Genomic DNA, 16,679 nt, shown 5'->3' on the forward strand with positions numbered 1-16,679 from the left:
TTCCGCCGTATGACCACGATTGTCAGTGGCGGATGGGACACTTCCGCCCGTGAGCTCCTACCCGCCCGACGGCCCGCCCCAGACGACACTGCGGCAGCGGCTCGCCGACCTGCGCGGCCCCGCCGTGCCGCCCCGCCCGCTCGACGCGCGGGCGCTCGCCGCCCTCGCCGCCAACCCCGGCTGCGGCAGACGGGCCCTGCTCGACGGCGCCGGGGTGGACAAGACCGCGCTCGCGGCCGCGCTGGGCTCCCCCGCCGCCTTCGGGCAGTCGCAGTTCGCGATCGTCCGCGGCAACTCCTTCGAGGCCCGGGTCAAGGGCGACGGCGGAGCGGAGCTGCTGCGGCTGACGCACGCCCGCCTCGGCGGCGGGGCCGAGCCGCCCGGGCCGGACTCCCGGGTGCCGGACCTGACCGCCGCCGGGCCCGAGGGGCGTGCCGCGCGGACGGCGCTGGCCCTGCGGGAGGCCACCGCCGCGGGGACGTGGACGCTGCTGGACCATCCGATGCTGGCCCTGGAGGTGGCGGGCACCCCCGCGTACCTGGAGCCCGACGCCGTCGTGGTGCACCCCGACGGCCGCTGGACCGTGGTGGAGATCAAGTCGTTCCCGATGATCGACGGGGCCGCCGACGCCGCGAAGGTGGGGGCCGCCGCGCGGCAGGCCGCCGTGTACGTGCTGGCCCTGGAGCAGACCGCCGGGAAGCTGGAGGGGGCCCGGGTCGGCCACCAGGTGCTGCTCGTCTGCCCGAAGGACTTCTCCAACCTGCCCACCGCCGCGCTCGTCGACGTACGCCGGGAGCGGGCGGTGACCCGCCGCCAGCTGGAGCGGCTGACCCGGGTGGAGGAGCTGGCCGAGGGGCTGCCGCAGGGGCTGTGCTTCGACCCCGCCCGGCCCGCCGCCGAACTGACCGAGGCCGTCTCGGCGGTCTCCGCCGCCTACGCCCCCGAGTGCCTCGCCGCCTGCGAGCTGGCCTTCCACTGCCGGGAGCGGGCCCGCGACGCCGGGGAGCCGGCCGCGCTGGGCCGTTCCGTACGGGGCGAGCTGGGCGGCCTGACCACCGTCGAGGCCGCCCTCGCCGCGGCCGCCGGAGCCGGCCCCTGCACCGGCACCGACCCCGACCCCACCGCCGCCGCCCTGCGCGAGGCGGCCCGGCTGCGCGCCGAGGCGCTCGCCTCTGCCGCCGCCCGACCCCCGTACCAGGCCCCGGAGACCCCCGAATGCCCCTGCTGAGCACCCTGGCCCGGCTGGAGGCGGTCCGCGCGGGCCGCGCCCAGCCGCTCGCGACCGTGCGGCACCGCCACCTGAGCGAGCGGCCGCTGGTCTTCGTACCGCTGACCACCGCCGGCGAGGCGGGCGCCCCGCTGGGCGCGATGCTGGGCACCGACCGGCACGAGCCGCGGATCTTCGTCATACCCCAGCCGCGCGACCGGGACCTGCGCTGGCGGTTCCTGGCCGACCTGGCCGTGCACGTCATGGCGTACGTGGACGCGTACACGGACGTCGTCGAGCCGGCCGAGCGCACCGAGACCGACCCGGAGACCGGCAAGAAGGTCAAGGTCGAGGCCGAACTGTGCGTGGACGCGCCGCAGATCGTCGTGCCGAGCCGGGCGGGCATCGAGTACGTGCGCCTGCTGGGCCGGTCCATGCGGTTCCGCCGGACCGCCGAGGAGGACCCGGAGAACCCGTACCCGGCCCCCACCCAGGTACCGCTGCTCGGCCGCTGGTTCACGCACCTCGCCGAACGCTCCCGGGTCCCCGGCTCCTCCATGCTGCTGTCCGCCACCGACCTGCTGGGCCGGCACTGGGCCACGGGCCAGAGCAACCTGGAGGACCAGCACCTCGGGGCGCTGCTCGGCTGGATCGACCCGCCGGAGGGCCTCTCGGGCGCCGAGTTCGCGCTGCGCGTGGAGCTCGCGCGGGACGCGGACGGGCAGCTGGAGGTCCCGCCGGCCGGCCCGGCCACCGACCCGGCCTTCGACAACAAGCTGCTCGCACCGGCGATCGCGAAGTTCGACGCGGCCCGGGCGGCCGGCGAGCCCCGCGACGGCGATCACGCGCGCCTCGCCGAACGGGCGGTCCGGCGGCTGGTGCTGAGCCAGATGGAGACCGCCTGGTGGCAGACCTGGGCGGCGGTCGACCTGATGCGCACCCTGCCGCCGGGCGAGCGGACCGAGGAGCGCTGGACCCGCGACCGCTGGTCCTTCACGGGCCACCGCGACCGGGTCCGGGCCGGCGAGCCGCCGCAGCCGCGCCGGGACGACGTGGTGACGGCCGCCCAGAAGCTGGCCACGCGGGAGACCGAGCAGGTCCGCCTCGACGCGCAGGAGGCGCTGGACGACCCCCTCGTCATGGCCGGCCGGCGGTTCGCGGGCGAGGCCTTCGCCGGCGAGGTCACCGAGGTCCTGATGGAGTGGTCGGAGGGCAGGCGCCCGCGGCCGCGCCCGCTGGTGACGGTGGCGACCGAGGACCGGCCGCAGCTCGCGGACGCGGGCGGCGGGAAGGTGTTCCGCTCGCTGGACGGGCGGCAGCAGGCCTTCGAGTTCGTGCGGTACGAGGAGGACGGGCAGCTGGTGCTGCGCGTGCTCGACAAGATGGGCGCGGGCCGGGAGCCGGTGGCGGGCTCGGTGCCGGAGAAGGGCGACCGGGACTGCTGGACCCTCTTCGAGCACGACGCCCGCGGCGGCCCGAAGCTGCCCGATCCGGAGCACACCCCGTGGACGCACGGCGGCCCGCCGGGCTCCGCGACCGCCCCCACCATGGACGCCGTGACCGACGAGGACCTGCTGTGACCACCGCCTTCGACCCGGGCGCGGCCGCCGACCGGGCCACCGCCGCCATCCTCCGCGACACCCTGCACGGCACCGAGCGGGGCGTGGTGGTGGACTCCCCGCCGGGTGCCGGCAAGTCGACGCTCGTGGTGCGGGCGGCCCGGGAGCTGGCCGCCGCCGGGCGCCGGCTGATGGTGGTCGCGCAGACCAACGCCCAGGTCGACGACCTGGTGCTGCGGCTCGCCGAGAAGGATCCGGAGCTGAAGGTGGGCCGGCTGCACAGCAGTGACGGCGACGCCTACGACCCGGCGCTGCGCGGGCTCCCGTCGGTCACCCTGTCCGCCAAGCCGGCGGACCTGGCGGAGCTGCCGGTCACCATCTCCACGGCCGCCAAGTGGGCGTACGTGAAGGCCGACGCGCCGTGGGAGCACGCGATCGTCGACGAGGCGTACCAGATGCGCTCGGACGCGCTGCTGGCCGTGGCCGGGCTGTTCGAGCGCGCGCTGTTCGTGGGCGACCCGGGGCAGCTGGACCCGTTCAGCGTGGTCGGCGCGGAGCAGTGGGCCGGGCTGTCGTACGACCCTTCGGCGTCGGCGGTCTCCACGCTCCTGGCGCACAACCCGGGGCTGCCGCAGCACCGGCTGCCGGTGTCGTGGCGGCTCCCGGCGACGGCGGCGCCGCTGGTCTCGCGCGCCTTCTACCCGTACTCGCAGTTCCGCAGCGGCACCGGCCCCGGCGAGCGGCGCCTCGCGTACGGGGTCGCGGGCGACGGTTCGGGCCCGGACCGGGTGCTGGACGAGGCCGCCGCGTCGGGCTGGGGGCTGCTGGAGCTGCCCGCCCGGCACACCCCGCGCACGGACCCGGAGGCGGTGGGGGCGGTGGCCCTGGTGGTGCGCCGGGCGCTGGACCGGGGTGCGGTGACCTCCGACGAGCGCTCCCCCGCCCCTTCGCCGCTGACCCCGGACCGCATCGCCGTCGGCACCGCCCACCGCGACCAGGCGGCGGCGGTCCGCGCGGCACTGGCGTCCCTCGGCGTCACGGGGGTCACGGTGGACACGGCGAACCGGCTCCAGGGCCGCGAGTACGACCTCACGGTGGTCCTGCACCCCCTGTCGGGCCGCCCCGACGCGACGGCGTTCCACCTGGAGACGGGCCGCCTCTGCGTCCTGGCCTCCCGGCACCGGCACGCCTGCGTGGTGGTGGCCCGGGCGGGGATAGCGGAGCTGCTGGACGACCACCCGTCGACGGAGCCGGTCCAGCTGGGCGTGACGGTCAAGTTCCCGGATGGCTGGGAGGCGAACCATTCGGTCCTGGCCCACCTGGCCGAACACCGCGTCCGCTGGCGGCCGTAGGCGCCGCACCAGGGGCGGAAATCGGCGTGCCCCGGGCGGGCGGGCCGTGCGAGGATCCGGTCCGGTCTTCAAGGGGGGGCGGTCCGCATGGGACTTGACTACGGGTACCAGATCTACCTGCCGGCGCGGAACGTCGCCCGGGCGCTGGGCGAGCTCGCCCGGCTGGCGCCGCCCACCGACCGGGTGCCGCCGCTCACCGTCACGCTGCCCGGCGGTGAGCGGGTCACCGTCCCGTTCACGTCCAACTTCAAGAGCGAGCCGGTCGACTGCTCCGCGGGCGGCCCGCTCGACCTCGACACCTCGATCATGTTCGGCGCGGACGACGCGGTGCGCGCGTACGTCGACGGCCGCGGCCTGGTGCCCGACACGTTCGGCAGGCTCCAGGTGGGCTACATCTACCTGATGGGGACGTTCGAGTCCCCGCTCCACCCGCGCCACGTGATGCTGGACTTCACCGCGGCCACCTCCGAGATGAGCCGGCTGTTCGAACGCTCGGCGAGCATCAGGGAGGTGTTCACCGGGCTCGCGGCCGCCTCCGGCGCCGTGTGCTGCCTGCTCGACACCGAGAGCGAGACCTCTCGGGCGACCTGGCTGAACGGCCGCCCCGTCGACGAAGTGGTCCCGGGCATCTATTCCGAGGGCTTCCGCGAGTTCACGCAGACCTGGGACGGCTGAGGGCCGGTCGGCCCGCAGGGACGACTACTGCTCCCCGAACAGCATCCACTTGTCCTGCGTCTCCAGCGGCGCGAAGCCGGCGCGGGCGTAGACCTCGTGCGCGTCGGCGGTGGCCAGCATGATGCGGCGCAGGCCGTACGGGGCCAGGTGGGCCTTCACCGCCTCGACGAGGGTGCCGCCGAGGCCCTTGCCGCGCGCGCCCGGGTCCACGTACACGTCGCAGAGCCAGGCGAAGGTGGCGAAGTCGGTGACGATGCGCGCGTAGCCGAGCTGGGCGCCCGAAGCGCTGTCGTACACGCCGAAGTTCAGCGAGGAGCCGACGGCCCTGTCGTGGCTCTCGCGGCTGCGGCCGAGGGCCCAGTAGGCGTCCTCGGAGAGCCAGCGGTGGACCCGCTCGTGGTCGAGCCGGTCGGGGTCGGTGGAGATCTCGTAGCCGTCCATCGGGTCATCCAACAGCGTCCGCGGCGGCCGGGCCAGCGGATATCAGCCCGCGGGGCCGCCCCAGCCGGGCGGCAGCAGGTCCCAGGAGTCACGGCCGAGCCATTCCCCGAAGGTGGCCGGGCGGCCGCCGTCGGCGTGGTCGAGGGAGAGCGGGATGATGCGGTCGCAGCTGGCGCGGCCGTCCCACCACATCGTGCCGGCCAGCGGCCCGGAGACCGCCAGCAGGGTGGAGAAGCCGCAGCCGTGCTCCTGGAGGCGCATCGCACCCGCCGTCCGGCCGTCCTCGAACACTTCGCACTCCGCGTCCCAGGCGTTCCAGGCCGCCGTCATCGCGGCGGGGTCGTCGAAGTCCTCCTCCCGGGGTTCCGCCTCCCACAGCGCGGCGTCGGCCGCCGCGTAGGAGTCGGGGTGCGGGAACGGCTCGGGCAGCAGGTCGCGGCGCATCTGGTCGTCCCCAGGCCAGCGCCAGCCGTCCTCGGTGCGCACCACGCCGAACCCGCCGGTGTCGGGGCCGCGCAGGTAGGCGCGGTACTCGGCGGGGAAGCGGACGCGGAGTGCGCGCTCGGCGTCGGCCACCTCGTCCTCGGTCAACGGCGGCCGCAGGCCGGCGGGTCGGTGCATGGGGCGAGGGTACGGCCTAGTCGTCGTAGCCCTTGCGGGTGATGCCGAGGTGGCGGCGGAGGGTTTCGCCGGCGTCGGCGAGGGCGTCCAGCTGCTGTGGGGTGAGGACGTCGATCAGGTGCCGCCGTACGGATTCCACGTGCAGCGGGGCCGCCGCGGTGATGGTGTCCACCCCCTGGCCGGTGAGCACCACCTCGGCGCCGCGGCCGTCGCCGGCGACCTCCTCGCGGCGGACGAGGCCGCGCTGCTGCATCCGGGTGATCTGGTGCGAGAGGCGGCTGCGCGACCACTGCATCAGCACGGCGAGGGCGCTGATCCGCATGCGGTGGCCCTCGGTCGAGCCGAGTGCGGACAGGACGTCGTAGTCGGCTTCGGAGAGGGCGCTGTCCGTGTTGAGGTCACGCGCGATCTCTGCGTCGACGAGGGGGAACATGCGGCGCCAGGCGTACCAGGCGTGCTGTTCGGACTCGGTGAGCCAGCGGGGGTGGGCCGGCTCGGGCGCGTCGGTCATGGCAGCAGACTACCCAGTTTGGTGACACATCAACGATGTAGTTGACATATCACGGGCCACCGACTTTCCTAGGTGACACGTCAACAACCAGGCTGCGGACCGCACACCGCACCAGAACCCAAAGGGAGTTCACCCCATGACCCGTCTGCTCGTCATCTCCGCCGCCACCCGCCCCACCTCCTCCGGACGCCCCGTCGCCCAGTGGGTCACCGGCCAGGCCCGCGACCACGGCGCCTTCGAGGTCTCCGCGGTGGACCTCGCGGAGCTCGCACTGCCCTTCCTGGACGAGCCGGAGTACGCCTCCACCGGCAACTACGCCCACCAGCACACCCGCGACTGGAGCGCGATCGTCGACTCCGCCGACGCGGTCGTGTTCGTCCTGCCGATGTACAACGGCGGCTTCACCGCCCCCTTCAAGAACGCCGTCGACTTCCTCTACCGCGAGTGGCAGGGCAAGCCGGTCGGCCTGGTCAGCTACAGCGCCGGCGGCACCGGCGGCGCCCCGGCCGCCCGGATGCTGCTGCCGGTGCTCACCCAGCTCGGCATGCTCCCCGCCGAGCGCTCGGTGGCGATCGCGGGCATCAACGGCCTGGTCGGAGCCGGGGGCTTCGACGCGCCCGAGGGCCTGGCCGCCGAGCTGGCGGGCGTCCTGGACGACGTCGCGGCGCTGGTGAAGGAGCCCGTGGCGGCCTGACTCCCGGCACCCTTGCGCCACGCTGGACAATGGAGGGTGGCCCAGGATCCGGAGCGCAGCAGGAGGACACGCATGGCAGAGCCCGAGCGGACCGAGCGGAGGCAGCGGCCGGCGCCGCTGCTCTTCGAGCCCTCGGAGGCCGCCACGGACCCGGAGCACTTCTTCGACCTGGAGTCGATCGAGGACCCGCGCGAGCTGTTGGCCCGGGCCACCGAGCTGACGCTGGCGTTCCGGGCGGCACAGGACCGGGCGGTGGAGTTCCAGGCCCTGGCGGCGGCCCAGCTGGCGGACCCCCGGCGCTTCGACCGGCTCCCGCCGGAGGCCATCGCGGCGATCGCGGAGTGGACCGAGGACTACGCCCGCAAGATGATCGAGTTCGGCGAGGACCTCCAGCGCGGCACCACCCCCGACACGGTCTAGCCGTACGGGACGCGGGGCCCGGGCCCCCGCCGCCGGAGCGCGGGCGGGAGGTCCGGGGGAACCTGCGGGCGGGAGGTCCAGGGAACCCGCGGAACCCGCGGAGCCCGTCGGCATATGCGCGGCGCAAGATACCCCAGGACCGCCCACCCTGTCCCGGTTTTCGGTAACTCCGCGAAAGGGTCACACTACGCCGGGTACACCTGGCATATGACGACCCTGACGACGGCCGCCGGCTGCCCCGCCCTCGACGGCCCCGACGCACGCACCGCGCCCGCGACCCAGGTGACCGCGCAGGGCGCCGCCTGGCTGGCCTCCGCTTCGGCGCACCCGGGGGAGACGCTCGCGGCCTGGGAGGCGCGGCCCGCCTCGCCCGCGGCGCTGCCCTGCGGGACCGCGTTCGACGTCGTCAACGTTCCGCTCGTGCTCGGCCGCCGGATGCTCGACCTGCTCTGGGAGCGGGGGCCCGGCTCGGGGCCGGCCGCCGTCCACCGCGGCCGGATGCTGCTCTTCGCCGCCCCCGGCACCGCCCAGCGGCTCCCGGCGCTGCTCGCCTGGGAGGAGTGGGGTCCGGCCGCCCCGGCCCCGCTGTGCCACGGCCACGGGGACGCCGTCACCGTGCCGCCGCTGGCCGCCACCCCCGGGCCGTCGCGGTGGCTGGTGGCCCCGGACACCCGGCTGCCCTGGCTGCCGGGGCCGGACTCCCTGCTCTGGGCGTTCCTGCACGCCGCCCGCGGCCCGGTATCGATTTTTGGTTCGGCCGAAACGGATGCTAATGTCTACGACGTCAGCAGGCGCCGCTAGCTCAGTTGGTTAGAGCAGCTGACTCTTAATCAGCGGGTCCGGGGTTCGAGTCCCTGGCGGCGCACAGACGGGAGAAGGCCCCCGCTCTTCGGAGCGGGGGCCTTCTTCGTGTCCGGAAACCGCCCTCAGGTCGTGATCTTCACCGTGTAGGCGCCCGACTGGGTCCGGTCCGCCACCTCGATCGTGATCCGCTCCCCCGGCACCGTGAAGGTCTCCCCGACCTCCAGCGGCGCGTCCGCCAGCGGCGGGTACACCGAGCGGTCCCAGCAGGCCTCCGTGCGGGGGTGGCCGTCGAGCACCTCGATCGGGCCGCCGCCCGAGGCCGCCTCGTTGCGGACCCGGTAGACCAGGACCCCCTCCGTGCAGGTGTCCCCGTCGTTGCCGGCGGAGCCCCGCGCCTCGACCGCGATCGCGGTGCCGGGGCCCGTACGGATCACCGCGAGCCGGGTGCCGCCCGTGCCGCCGGGCGGCGGGGCCTGCGACAGCGGCTGGAGGGTGTGCAGCGAGGTGCCGGACCGTACGCAGTCCACCTGGGCGGGATCCAGCCAGCCCAGCTTCCACTTGTGCCAGGCGAACAGGTCCGGGGACATCCCGAACTGGCTGCCCATGACGTCCCAGTCGCCGACGTACGTGTCCCAGTCGCCCTTGCCGTCCGTCGGGCGGTGGTAGAGGTCGGGCAGGTCGAAGACGTGCCCGGTCTCGTGCGCCAGCACGTTGCGGTCCGGCGGGTGCTGCTCGAAGACGGTCACGATCCGCCGCAGCTCCGCGCCGTCCGCCACGATCGGGCGGTCGAAGTTGACGACCTTGGTTGCGTCGGAGTCCACGCCGGGGGCGCCCGGGTCCGCGACGAAGTACACGACGTCGTACGCGCTGAAGTCGACCAGCGGATCGGCGGCCGCGACCGCGTCCCGCAGGTAGGCCGCCCGGTCCTCGGGGGCCCAGTCGCGCTGTATCCCGTACGCGGTCGCGGGCCGGGGCATCCGGATCCACCGCTCCTCGGGATGCGGGACCAGCCGGAACCGCCCGTAGGAGGCCCGCTCGAAGAAGTCGCTGGTCGCCGGGAAGTAGTCGGCCGTCAGCTCCCGGGGCGTCACGGCGGCGCGGTGGCCGGGGAAGGAGAGGAACACCATGACGGCGTTCAGGGTGCGCTCGGGCCTGGGGTAGGCGGCGTTCCAGGTGTCCACCCCGAGGGAGTGGTGGGCGGCCGTCCGCGTCAGGGCGCAGGGCCCCGCGGCGGCGGTGTCGGCCGCCACCGCCGGTCCCGCGACGAGCGACATGGCGGCGAGCGCCGTCATGGAGGTGAGCACGGCCGCCGTACTTCGCATGCGGGAGCGGTCCACTCCCCCGGGTGTCTGCTCTCGCCGCACATCGACCTCCCGGTGGTGGATTCGTCCCGTCCCATCCACCTTGAGGCGATTGTCTGACTAATGTCCTGTTCCGGTGCCCCACATGAGTGAGCGATACGGCAAGCCGGTGACCCGCGCCCTTGACCCCCGCCACTACAGAACGTCACGTTCGATCACGTGAGAACAGTCGCCGTCACCAGGTGTTCACAGGTGTGCGCAAACGGTCGCCCGACCGCTGTCCGACACCCCGTCAGCACCTGCCTCCCGAGGCGTCAGCACGGCGACGGACCCGGCCCCGCACGGCGACGCCGCTGGATAGGGCCTCCCGGCAGCCTCTATGATCGGCACACTTTCCTGCGCGGACACTCACGAACACAGCGGGAGCGAACGGTGAGCGGAACCTCAGAGGAGACCGGTTCGGCGGCCGAGAGCATCCGTCCGACCCTTACGGAGCGTCACCCCGCGGTGCCTGTCGTGCCCGAACCCCGCGACTACCGCGCCGCCTTCGACGCGGCCCACCTCGCCATGGCCGTCGTCGGCCGCAGCGGCGAGGTGATCGCCGCCAACCGGGCCCTGGCCGCCCTCCTGGGCGCCGAGCCGCACGCCCTCGCCGGGCAGTGCGCCGCCGACCTGGTGGACCTGGCGGCGGAGGCCCGTACCTGGCAGGCCTACCAGGAGGTGCTGCGCGGCCGGCAGGCCCGGCTGCGGTGCACCCGCCGCCTCAAGCACCCCGACGGGCACTCGCTGTGGACCGAGGTCACCCTCGGCCCGGTGACCGGCACCCAGGACGTCCTGCTGTCCGTCGCCGACATCAGCGACCGGCGCGACCTCCAGGCCCGGCTGCGGCACCTCCAGATGCACGACCCGGTCACCCGGCTCCCCAACCGGGCACTGTTCTTCGAACGGCTCTCGGCCGCCCTGGAGGCCTCCGCCTACGGCACGGGCGGCACCGGCCGGATCGGCCTGTGCTACCTGGACCTCGACGGCTTCAAGGCGGTCAACGACACCCTCGGCCACCGCGTCGGCGACCGGCTGCTGACCGCCGTGGCGGCCCGGCTCACCCAGTGCGCCGACCAGTCCGGGTACGGCCGCTCCGGCGGGCACCTCGTCGCCCGGCTCGGCGGCGACGAGTTCGCCCTGCTGGTCGAGGACTCCACCGGCACCGAGCAGCTCGCGGACCTGGCGCGCAGCGTCCTGGCCGCCGTGCAGGAGCCCTTCGACCTGGCCGGGCAGCGGCTGTCGGTGTCCGCGTCGATCGGCGTGGTCGAGCGGGACGCGGCCGGCACCTCGGCGACGGGGCTGATGCAGGCCGCGGACACCACGCTGTACTGGGCGAAGGCGGACGGCAAGGCCCGCTGGACCCTCTTCGACCCCGAGCGCAACGCGCACCGGATGACCCGGCAGGCACTCTCGTCCAGCCTGCGCCCGGCCGTGGAGCGCGGGGAGTTCGAGCTGGAGTACCAGCCGCTGGTGGACCTGGAGAGCGGGGTGGTGCGCGGGGTGGAGGCCCTGGTCCGCTGGAACCACCCCCAGTTCGGCATGCTGACGCCGAATCGGTTCATCGGTATCGCCGAGGAGGACGGCTCGATCGTGCAGCTGGGCCAGTGGGTGCTGCGCACGGCGTGCCGGCAGGCTCGGCGCTGGCAGATCGAACAGCCCAGTGACTCGCCGGTGTTCGTCTCGGTGAACGTGGCGGTGCGCCAGGTGTGGGACTCCGACCTGGTGGGGGACGTGGCGGAGATCCTCGCCGAGACCGGTCTCGCCCCGCAGCTGCTCCAGCTGGAGCTGACGGAGTCCGCGGTGATGGGGTCGGCGGGCCGGCCCCTGCAGGCGCTCCAGGCGCTGAGCGACATGGGCGTGCGGATCGCCATCGACGACTTCGGGACCGGCTATTCGAACCTGGCCTACCTGAGCCGGCTCCCGGTGTCGGTGCTGAAGCTGGACGGCTCCTTCGTGCGCGGCTTCCGCTACGAGGAGGGCACCCACCCGAACCCGGCCGACGAGACGATCGTGGAGGCCCTGGTGCAGCTCGCGCACCGGCTCGGCCTGACCGTCACCGCCGAGTGCGTGGAGACCGCCGGGCAGGCGGCCCGGCTGCGGCGGGTCGGCTGCGACACCGGCCAGGGCTGGCTGTACTCCCGGGCGGTGGCCCCGGAGCGGATCGCGGAGATGATCGCGCCGCCGCCGGGGGCCCGGTTCGCCACCGGGACCACGGAGGCCTGAGCGGTCGGGGCGCGGGCGGCGGCTGAGCCATGCGCCCCGGGCAGGGTGGTGCCACACTGGAGACAACGGGGGTACCGCGCCACTGACCGGCGGAACCGGGAGCCATCCGGGGCGATCAGCCGTGACCAGACAAGTACGGATCACTGTCGGACCTGCAGACGGCCGCGCAGACGACGAGACGGAGTCGCTGCCACGGGAGGTTGACGTCCTGCGCGAGGACCTGCTCCTGTTGGACGTGGAGCAGGTGGCGCATCCGGACGGCGGCCCCGCTCCGGACGGCACCCGCGGCGCCGCGACGGATCTGCTCAACGTCCTTCTGGTAAGCCTGCCTCCCGCACTGCCGCTGCTGTCGAACCTCGTCGGTGTCGTCAAGGAGTGGCTCGGACGCACCGGCAGCTCACGCCACGTCGTCCTGGAGATCGACGGCAACCGTCTGGAGCTGACCGGTGTCCGCAGCGAGGAGCAGCGACGCCTGACCGACCTGTGGATCGCACGTGTCTCCCAGCCGGACACCGGCGCGCCGGGGCAGGAACAGGAGCAGGAGTCATGACCACGCCGGGCAGGCATGCGCTGGTCGTGGTGACCAGCAAGTACGAGGACGCGGGCCTGGGCGCGCTGCGGGCACCGCTGAAAGATGCGGCCGGCCTCGCCGAGGTGCTCGGCGACACCTCCGTCGGCGATTTCGACGTGGAGGTGTTGAGCGACCCCACCGTCCAGCAGCTGCGCCTCGCGGTGGAGGACTTCTTCGCGGACAGGTCCACCAACGACACCCTGCTGCTGCACTTCTCGTGCCACGGGGTGAAGAACGCCGCGGGCAAGCTCTTCCTCGCCGCCTCCGACACCTACCGGACCCGGCTGGCCGCGACCGCGGTACCGGCCGAGTACGTGAGCAGTCTGATGCTGGAGAGCCGCGCCCAGCGTGCGGTCCTCCTCCTGGACTGCTGCTACGCCGGAGCGTTCGAGCGGGGGATGCTCACCCGGGCGGGCTCGGAGGTCCAGGTGCAGGAGAGCTTCCAGGACCTGGAACGCACCGGCGGGAAGCGCGGACGCGCGGTCTTCACCGCTTCCAGCGCCCTGGAGTACGCCTTCGAGGGCGACCACCCGGTCACCGACGGCATGGCGGGGGCCGGGGACGGGCCGTCGCTCTTCACGGGTGCTCTGGTCGAGGGCCTGCGCACCGGTGAGGCCGACCTCGACCACGACGGCGAGGTGGGCATGTCCGAGCTGGCGGACTACGTCAACGAGCGGATCCGGGAACGGACTCCGCACCAGACGCCGCAACTGTGGCTGTTCGGCAGCCAGGGCGACCTGACCATCGCTCACACCGGCCGGCGGCGGGCCGTCGCCACGGACCTCCCGGCCCCGCTCGCCGATGCCGTCCACTCCGACAGCCGGGAGCGGAAACTGTGGTCGGTCGAGGACCTGGGCACGCTGTTGTGCGGCGCGGACGTGGGCGTGGCGCTCGCCGCCCACGCGGCGCTGTCCGAGCTAGCCGCCGACGACAGTCGCAGGGTGGCCGAGCGTGCCGCCCGCGCCCTGGCGCTGGCCGCCCCCGGAGTCGACACCCCGGTGGTGGAGGTGGGGGCGGCCCAGGCGGCCGTCGTCAAGGTGACGGGTCCGCCGATCGTCCTCGCCACGCTGGAGGCCAGGACGGACCCGTGGCTGAAGGTCCGGTACCTGGACACCGGCATCGAGCTGGTGCCGGAGCCGGAGGACCGGGGGCGGCACGAGGGGACGGTGCAGCTGTGCACCGTGACCGGCGAACTGGCGATCACGGTGGCGACGGGAACGGCAACGGAGGCCGAGCGCGGAACCACGGCGGAAACCGGGAAGGGGCGAGCGGCGGAGACCCCGGCAGAGACAGGGAGGACCAAGCCGAAGACGCCGAAGACGCCGAAGACGGAGCAGCGCACCACGTGGGCACCATGGAAGGCGGCCGGGACGCGCCCGGCCGCGGCTTCCCCGCTCAGCCCGTGGCCCTTCCCGCTCGCGGCCGTCGCGATGGTGCTGGCGCTGTGGCTGCCCTTCTACGAGAAGATCGACAAGCGCGGGTACCCGATGTGGCTCGCGTCTCCCGCGGACTGGTACTGGCCGTTGGGAGGGGTGGGCGCGATCATGTTGGTGCTGGCGGCCCTGAGCCTGGCCGCGTGCACCGCAGCCACCTTCCTCATCCTGCTCGGCTCTCCCGCCCTGCTGCGGCCGGCACTGGTCCGGAGCTGCAGCGCGCTCGCAGCGGTGTCCGTCTTCGCGACGGCGGTGGTGTGGATCACCTCCTCCGTCGTGCGGAGCGACTTCGACGCCGGCCCGGGCTTCCTGGCCTTCGCCGTGGGCAGCCTGATCCTGGCGTGGGGGGCCGAGCAGCTGAGGCTGAACCGGCGCGCCGCCGGCACGGGAGCCACGGAAGTGGGAGACCTTCCGGAAGCCCGCTCGCTACAGCCGTGCACCTTCGCGGCCGTGGTCATGGCCCTGGTGATCCCGATCCCCCTGGGCTCGGGCGGGCCGGCCTGGCAGCTCATCACGCTGCTGGAGTGGAGAGGTGGCCGCCAGGTGGCGAGCGCCATCATCCTGGTGAGCGCGGTCGCCAGTGTGGCGGTCGCCGTCCACGCCTGGAGCGGCCACGCGGTCGCCCGGGTACCCGGACTGCTCTGGTGTTACAGCGCCCTGGCCCTGCTGACCTTGTGGGCGACGGTCTACTTCTGGACGGTACTCAAAGGCCAGGCCGGGTTCGGCCAGTACCTCCTCACCCTAGGCTGCGCCCTCCAGCTCTGGACCGCGGCCGCCCTGTGGCGCGACAGACCGTCCGCCGCCGGACGCCGTTCGCACGCGCGCGGCCCCCTGGGCGCCCACTGACCGGGGCCGCCCCGCCCCTCGGGAGGAGGGGCGGGGCGGTCCGGCGCTCGGCGCGGGGTGGGGGGAGATCAGCAGGCGCCGAGGTCCTTCCAGACACCCCATTCACCGGTGGTGCCGGGCACCTCGTTCTGCGTCCACCACTGGGCCTTGTACTTGCGGCCGTTGTGCGAGACCTCGTTGCCGGCGGTGTAGACCGTGCCCGGGACGTAGGCCGGGACGTTGCCGCAGCCGGTGGTCGGGGGCGTCGTCGGCGGGGTCGTCGGCGGCGTGGTGGGAGGCGTGGTCGGCGGGGTGGTCGGCGGCACGGTGGTCCCGCCGAGGGCGTCCGAGATCTGGTTCAGCAGCGTGGTGTTGTTGTCCAGGCCGAGCAGGGAGTACATCATCGCGCCGGCCAGGCCGCGCTGCTTGCCGTAGTCGACCCGGGCCTGGATCGACTTCTGGTTCAGGCCGGTGAAGAACTCGCCGTCCTTGTAGAAGTAGGAGGCCTTGGCCTGGTCGTCCCAGTAGGTCGTCGCCGGGTTGTCGACGATCCCGCCGAGCTCCTTGTAGTTGGCGATGCCGGCCTGCTGGCTGGTGGGCCGGGCGCCGGAGGCCCCGGTGGCGGGCTGGGCGAGGCCGCCCGCCGCCCCGGCGGGGACGCCCTTCCAGCCGCGGTAGTAGAACTCGTAGCCCAGGGTCAGCTTGTTGGCGGGGAAGCCGCCGGTGATGCCGTAGGCCGGGTTGCCGTCGATCCAGGAGTCGATGGCGTTGTCGATGCTGTACTTCTGGGTGCCCGGGGCGATCGGGTCGGTCGGGTCGTTGGTGCCGGAGTACAGCGGGGACTGGTGGTACGTCGGCCCGTCGCCGTCCCAGGCGCCGTGCATGTCGTACGTCATGATGTTCGCGTAGTCGAGGTACGCGCCGATCTTGTCCGTCTCGATGTACTTGATCTTGTCCTGGCCGGCCGGGAGGGCCGAGGTCAGCAGGTACTTCTTGCCGCCGTTGGCCTGGCCGTAGGCGTCGAGCTGCTCGCGGAACTCCTTGAGCAGGAGGGTGAAGTTCTGCTTGTCCTCGGGGGCGTAGTGGTTGCCGAGGTGGCCGCCGGACGAGCCCGGGTACTCCCAGTCGATGTCGATGCCGTCGAAGATCCCGGCCGCGGTGCCGGGGCCGCCGTAGCCGTCGGCCTTGGGCAGGTTGCCCTTGATGTACTGGTCGATGCAGGAGGAGACCAGCTTCTTGCGGGAGGCGTCGGTCTTGGCCGCGTCGCTGAAGTACTTCGAGTACGTCCAGCCGCCCAGCGAGATGTTGATCTTCAGGTGGGGGTACTTGGCCTTCAGCTGCTTGAACTGGTTGAAGACGCCCACGATGGGCTGGTCCCACTTGTCGGCGACGCCGCTGACGCTGTCGGCCGCGCTGAAGGACTTCTGGTAGTCGGCGTACGAGTCGCCCGCGCCGTCACCGGCGTTGGGGTTGTTGTCGTCGCCCGCCGCCTTGTTCGCCTCGAAACAGGTGAGGTCGGTGGGGTGGATGTTGCCGAACGAGTAGTTGATGACGTCCAGCTTCCCCGCTATGCCCCGGGTGTCGAGGTGCTTGGGGTAGAACGCGTTGCCGTACACGCTCCACTGGTCGTAATAGGCGATCCGCACGCCGCCGGCCGCGGCGGTGGTGGAGGCGTCGGCGGCCTGGGCGGTGCCGAGTCCCGCGAAGGTGGCCAGCGCTCCGGCTGCCAGCGCGGCCGTGGCGGCGGCCGCGATGAGGGGTTTACGGATGTGCATGAACTGCCTCCGTGGGGGTGGGAGGGGAGGGCATCAGCTTTAGGTGAGAGAAGTGATAGCGATCACCCGCCGCCCCAGTCAATGGTTTGGACCAAAGAAGGACTAGACCACTCGGTGGCCAAATGCCCTAGTCAGAGACCTGAGCGCACACCAAAAACCGCCCGCCACCCCGGGTGACGAGCGGTTTAAGGCTCCCTTAGGTCATGCTGCGGCAAGGTTTCGGCA

15 protein-coding genes and 1 tRNA gene are annotated in these 16,679 nt (G+C 73.3%); 11 read left to right on the forward strand and 5 right to left on the reverse strand.

Annotation, left to right across the window (positions count from 1 at the left end; translation table 11 throughout):
* The first annotated feature begins 49 nt into the window (after positions 1 to 49).
* The 4 genes from AC07A6_RS08665 to AC07A6_RS08680 all read left to right on the forward strand — a co-directional run bounded on the left by AC07A6_RS08665 (position 50) and on the right by AC07A6_RS08680 (position 4,793).
* A complete protein-coding gene (locus tag AC07A6_RS08665) occupies positions 50 to 1,228 on the forward strand; it encodes a hypothetical protein (RefSeq protein WP_478776565.1) in 1,179 nt (392 codons plus the stop codon).
* Positions 1,216 to 2,787, forward strand: coding sequence for a hypothetical protein (locus tag AC07A6_RS08670; protein ID WP_478776566.1), 1,572 nt, complete (start codon positions 1,216 to 1,218; stop codon positions 2,785 to 2,787). The genes AC07A6_RS08665 and AC07A6_RS08670 overlap by 13 nt, the downstream gene beginning before the upstream one ends.
* Positions 2,784 to 4,118 (forward strand): AAA domain-containing protein, encoded by a 1,335-nt coding sequence (locus AC07A6_RS08675; RefSeq protein WP_362461810.1) that lies wholly within the window; start codon positions 2,784 to 2,786, stop codon positions 4,116 to 4,118. Before AC07A6_RS08670 ends, AC07A6_RS08675 begins: the two co-directional genes overlap by 4 nt.
* 87 nt (positions 4,119 to 4,205) lie before the next feature.
* Positions 4,206 to 4,793 carry a hypothetical protein gene (locus AC07A6_RS08680; RefSeq protein ID WP_478776567.1) on the forward strand — a complete coding sequence of 196 codons (588 nt, stop codon included), beginning with the start codon at positions 4,206 to 4,208 and terminating at the stop codon, positions 4,791 to 4,793.
* Between the two features lie 24 nt (positions 4,794 to 4,817).
* On the opposite strand, the gene AC07A6_RS08685 is transcribed toward AC07A6_RS08680, so the two are convergent.
* The 3 genes from AC07A6_RS08685 to AC07A6_RS08695 are packed head-to-tail and all read right to left on the reverse strand — an operon-like array spanning position 4,818 to position 6,366.
* Positions 4,818 to 5,234, reverse strand: coding sequence for a GNAT family N-acetyltransferase (locus AC07A6_RS08685; protein WP_478776568.1), 417 nt, complete (start codon positions 5,232 to 5,234; stop codon positions 4,818 to 4,820).
* Between the two features lie 42 nt (positions 5,235 to 5,276).
* Positions 5,277 to 5,855 carry an SMI1/KNR4 family protein gene (locus AC07A6_RS08690; RefSeq protein ID WP_478776569.1) on the reverse strand — a complete coding sequence of 193 codons (579 nt, stop codon included), beginning with the start codon at positions 5,853 to 5,855 and terminating at the stop codon, positions 5,277 to 5,279.
* 16 nt (positions 5,856 to 5,871) lie between these two features.
* Positions 5,872 to 6,366, reverse strand: coding sequence for a MarR family winged helix-turn-helix transcriptional regulator (locus AC07A6_RS08695; protein ID WP_362461821.1), 495 nt, complete (start codon positions 6,364 to 6,366; stop codon positions 5,872 to 5,874).
* Between the two features lie 136 nt (positions 6,367 to 6,502).
* On the opposite strand from AC07A6_RS08695, the gene AC07A6_RS08700 reads away from it, so the two are divergent.
* The 4 genes from AC07A6_RS08700 to AC07A6_RS08715 all read left to right on the forward strand — a co-directional run bounded on the left by AC07A6_RS08700 (position 6,503) and on the right by AC07A6_RS08715 (position 8,345).
* Complete coding sequence (locus tag AC07A6_RS08700) at positions 6,503 to 7,060, forward strand: NADPH-dependent FMN reductase (RefSeq protein ID WP_478776570.1); 558 nt, start codon at positions 6,503 to 6,505, stop codon at positions 7,058 to 7,060.
* Positions 7,061 to 7,132: 72 nt separating this feature from the next.
* Positions 7,133 to 7,480 (forward strand): hypothetical protein, encoded by a 348-nt coding sequence (locus tag AC07A6_RS08705; protein ID WP_362461827.1) that lies wholly within the window; start codon positions 7,133 to 7,135, stop codon positions 7,478 to 7,480.
* 207 nt (positions 7,481 to 7,687) lie between these two features.
* Positions 7,688 to 8,281 (forward strand): bifunctional DNA primase/polymerase, encoded by a 594-nt coding sequence (locus AC07A6_RS08710; RefSeq protein WP_478776571.1) that lies wholly within the window; start codon positions 7,688 to 7,690, stop codon positions 8,279 to 8,281.
* Positions 8,272 to 8,345 (forward strand) — tRNA-Lys (locus AC07A6_RS08715). Before AC07A6_RS08710 ends, AC07A6_RS08715 begins: the two co-directional genes overlap by 10 nt.
* A 61-nt stretch (positions 8,346 to 8,406) precedes the next feature.
* Here AC07A6_RS08715 and AC07A6_RS08720 read toward each other — a convergent pair.
* Positions 8,407 to 9,648, reverse strand: coding sequence for a M6 family metalloprotease domain-containing protein (locus AC07A6_RS08720; protein WP_386270573.1), 1,242 nt, complete (start codon positions 9,646 to 9,648; stop codon positions 8,407 to 8,409).
* A gap of 369 nt (positions 9,649 to 10,017) precedes the next feature.
* On the opposite strand from AC07A6_RS08720, the gene AC07A6_RS08725 reads away from it, so the two are divergent.
* The 3 genes from AC07A6_RS08725 to AC07A6_RS08735 all read left to right on the forward strand — a co-directional run bounded on the left by AC07A6_RS08725 (position 10,018) and on the right by AC07A6_RS08735 (position 14,700).
* Positions 10,018 to 11,850 (forward strand): putative bifunctional diguanylate cyclase/phosphodiesterase, encoded by a 1,833-nt coding sequence (locus AC07A6_RS08725; RefSeq protein ID WP_478776572.1) that lies wholly within the window; start codon positions 10,018 to 10,020, stop codon positions 11,848 to 11,850.
* A 121-nt stretch (positions 11,851 to 11,971) separates the two neighbouring features.
* Entirely contained in the window at positions 11,972 to 12,400 is a 429-nt protein-coding gene (locus AC07A6_RS08730) for an effector-associated constant component EACC1 (RefSeq protein ID WP_478776573.1), read from the forward strand.
* Positions 12,397 to 14,700, forward strand: coding sequence for a caspase family protein (locus AC07A6_RS08735; protein ID WP_478776574.1), 2,304 nt, complete (start codon positions 12,397 to 12,399; stop codon positions 14,698 to 14,700). Before AC07A6_RS08730 ends, AC07A6_RS08735 begins: the two co-directional genes overlap by 4 nt.
* Positions 14,701 to 14,768: 68 nt before the next feature.
* Here AC07A6_RS08735 and AC07A6_RS08740 read toward each other — a convergent pair whose 3' ends face one another.
* A complete protein-coding gene (locus AC07A6_RS08740) occupies positions 14,769 to 16,454 on the reverse strand; it encodes a glycosyl hydrolase family 18 protein (protein ID WP_362461835.1) in 1,686 nt (561 codons plus the stop codon).
* Positions 16,455 to 16,679: the final 225 nt, after the last annotated feature.

Source organism: Streptomyces sp. NPDC044002 (assembly GCF_056434525.1).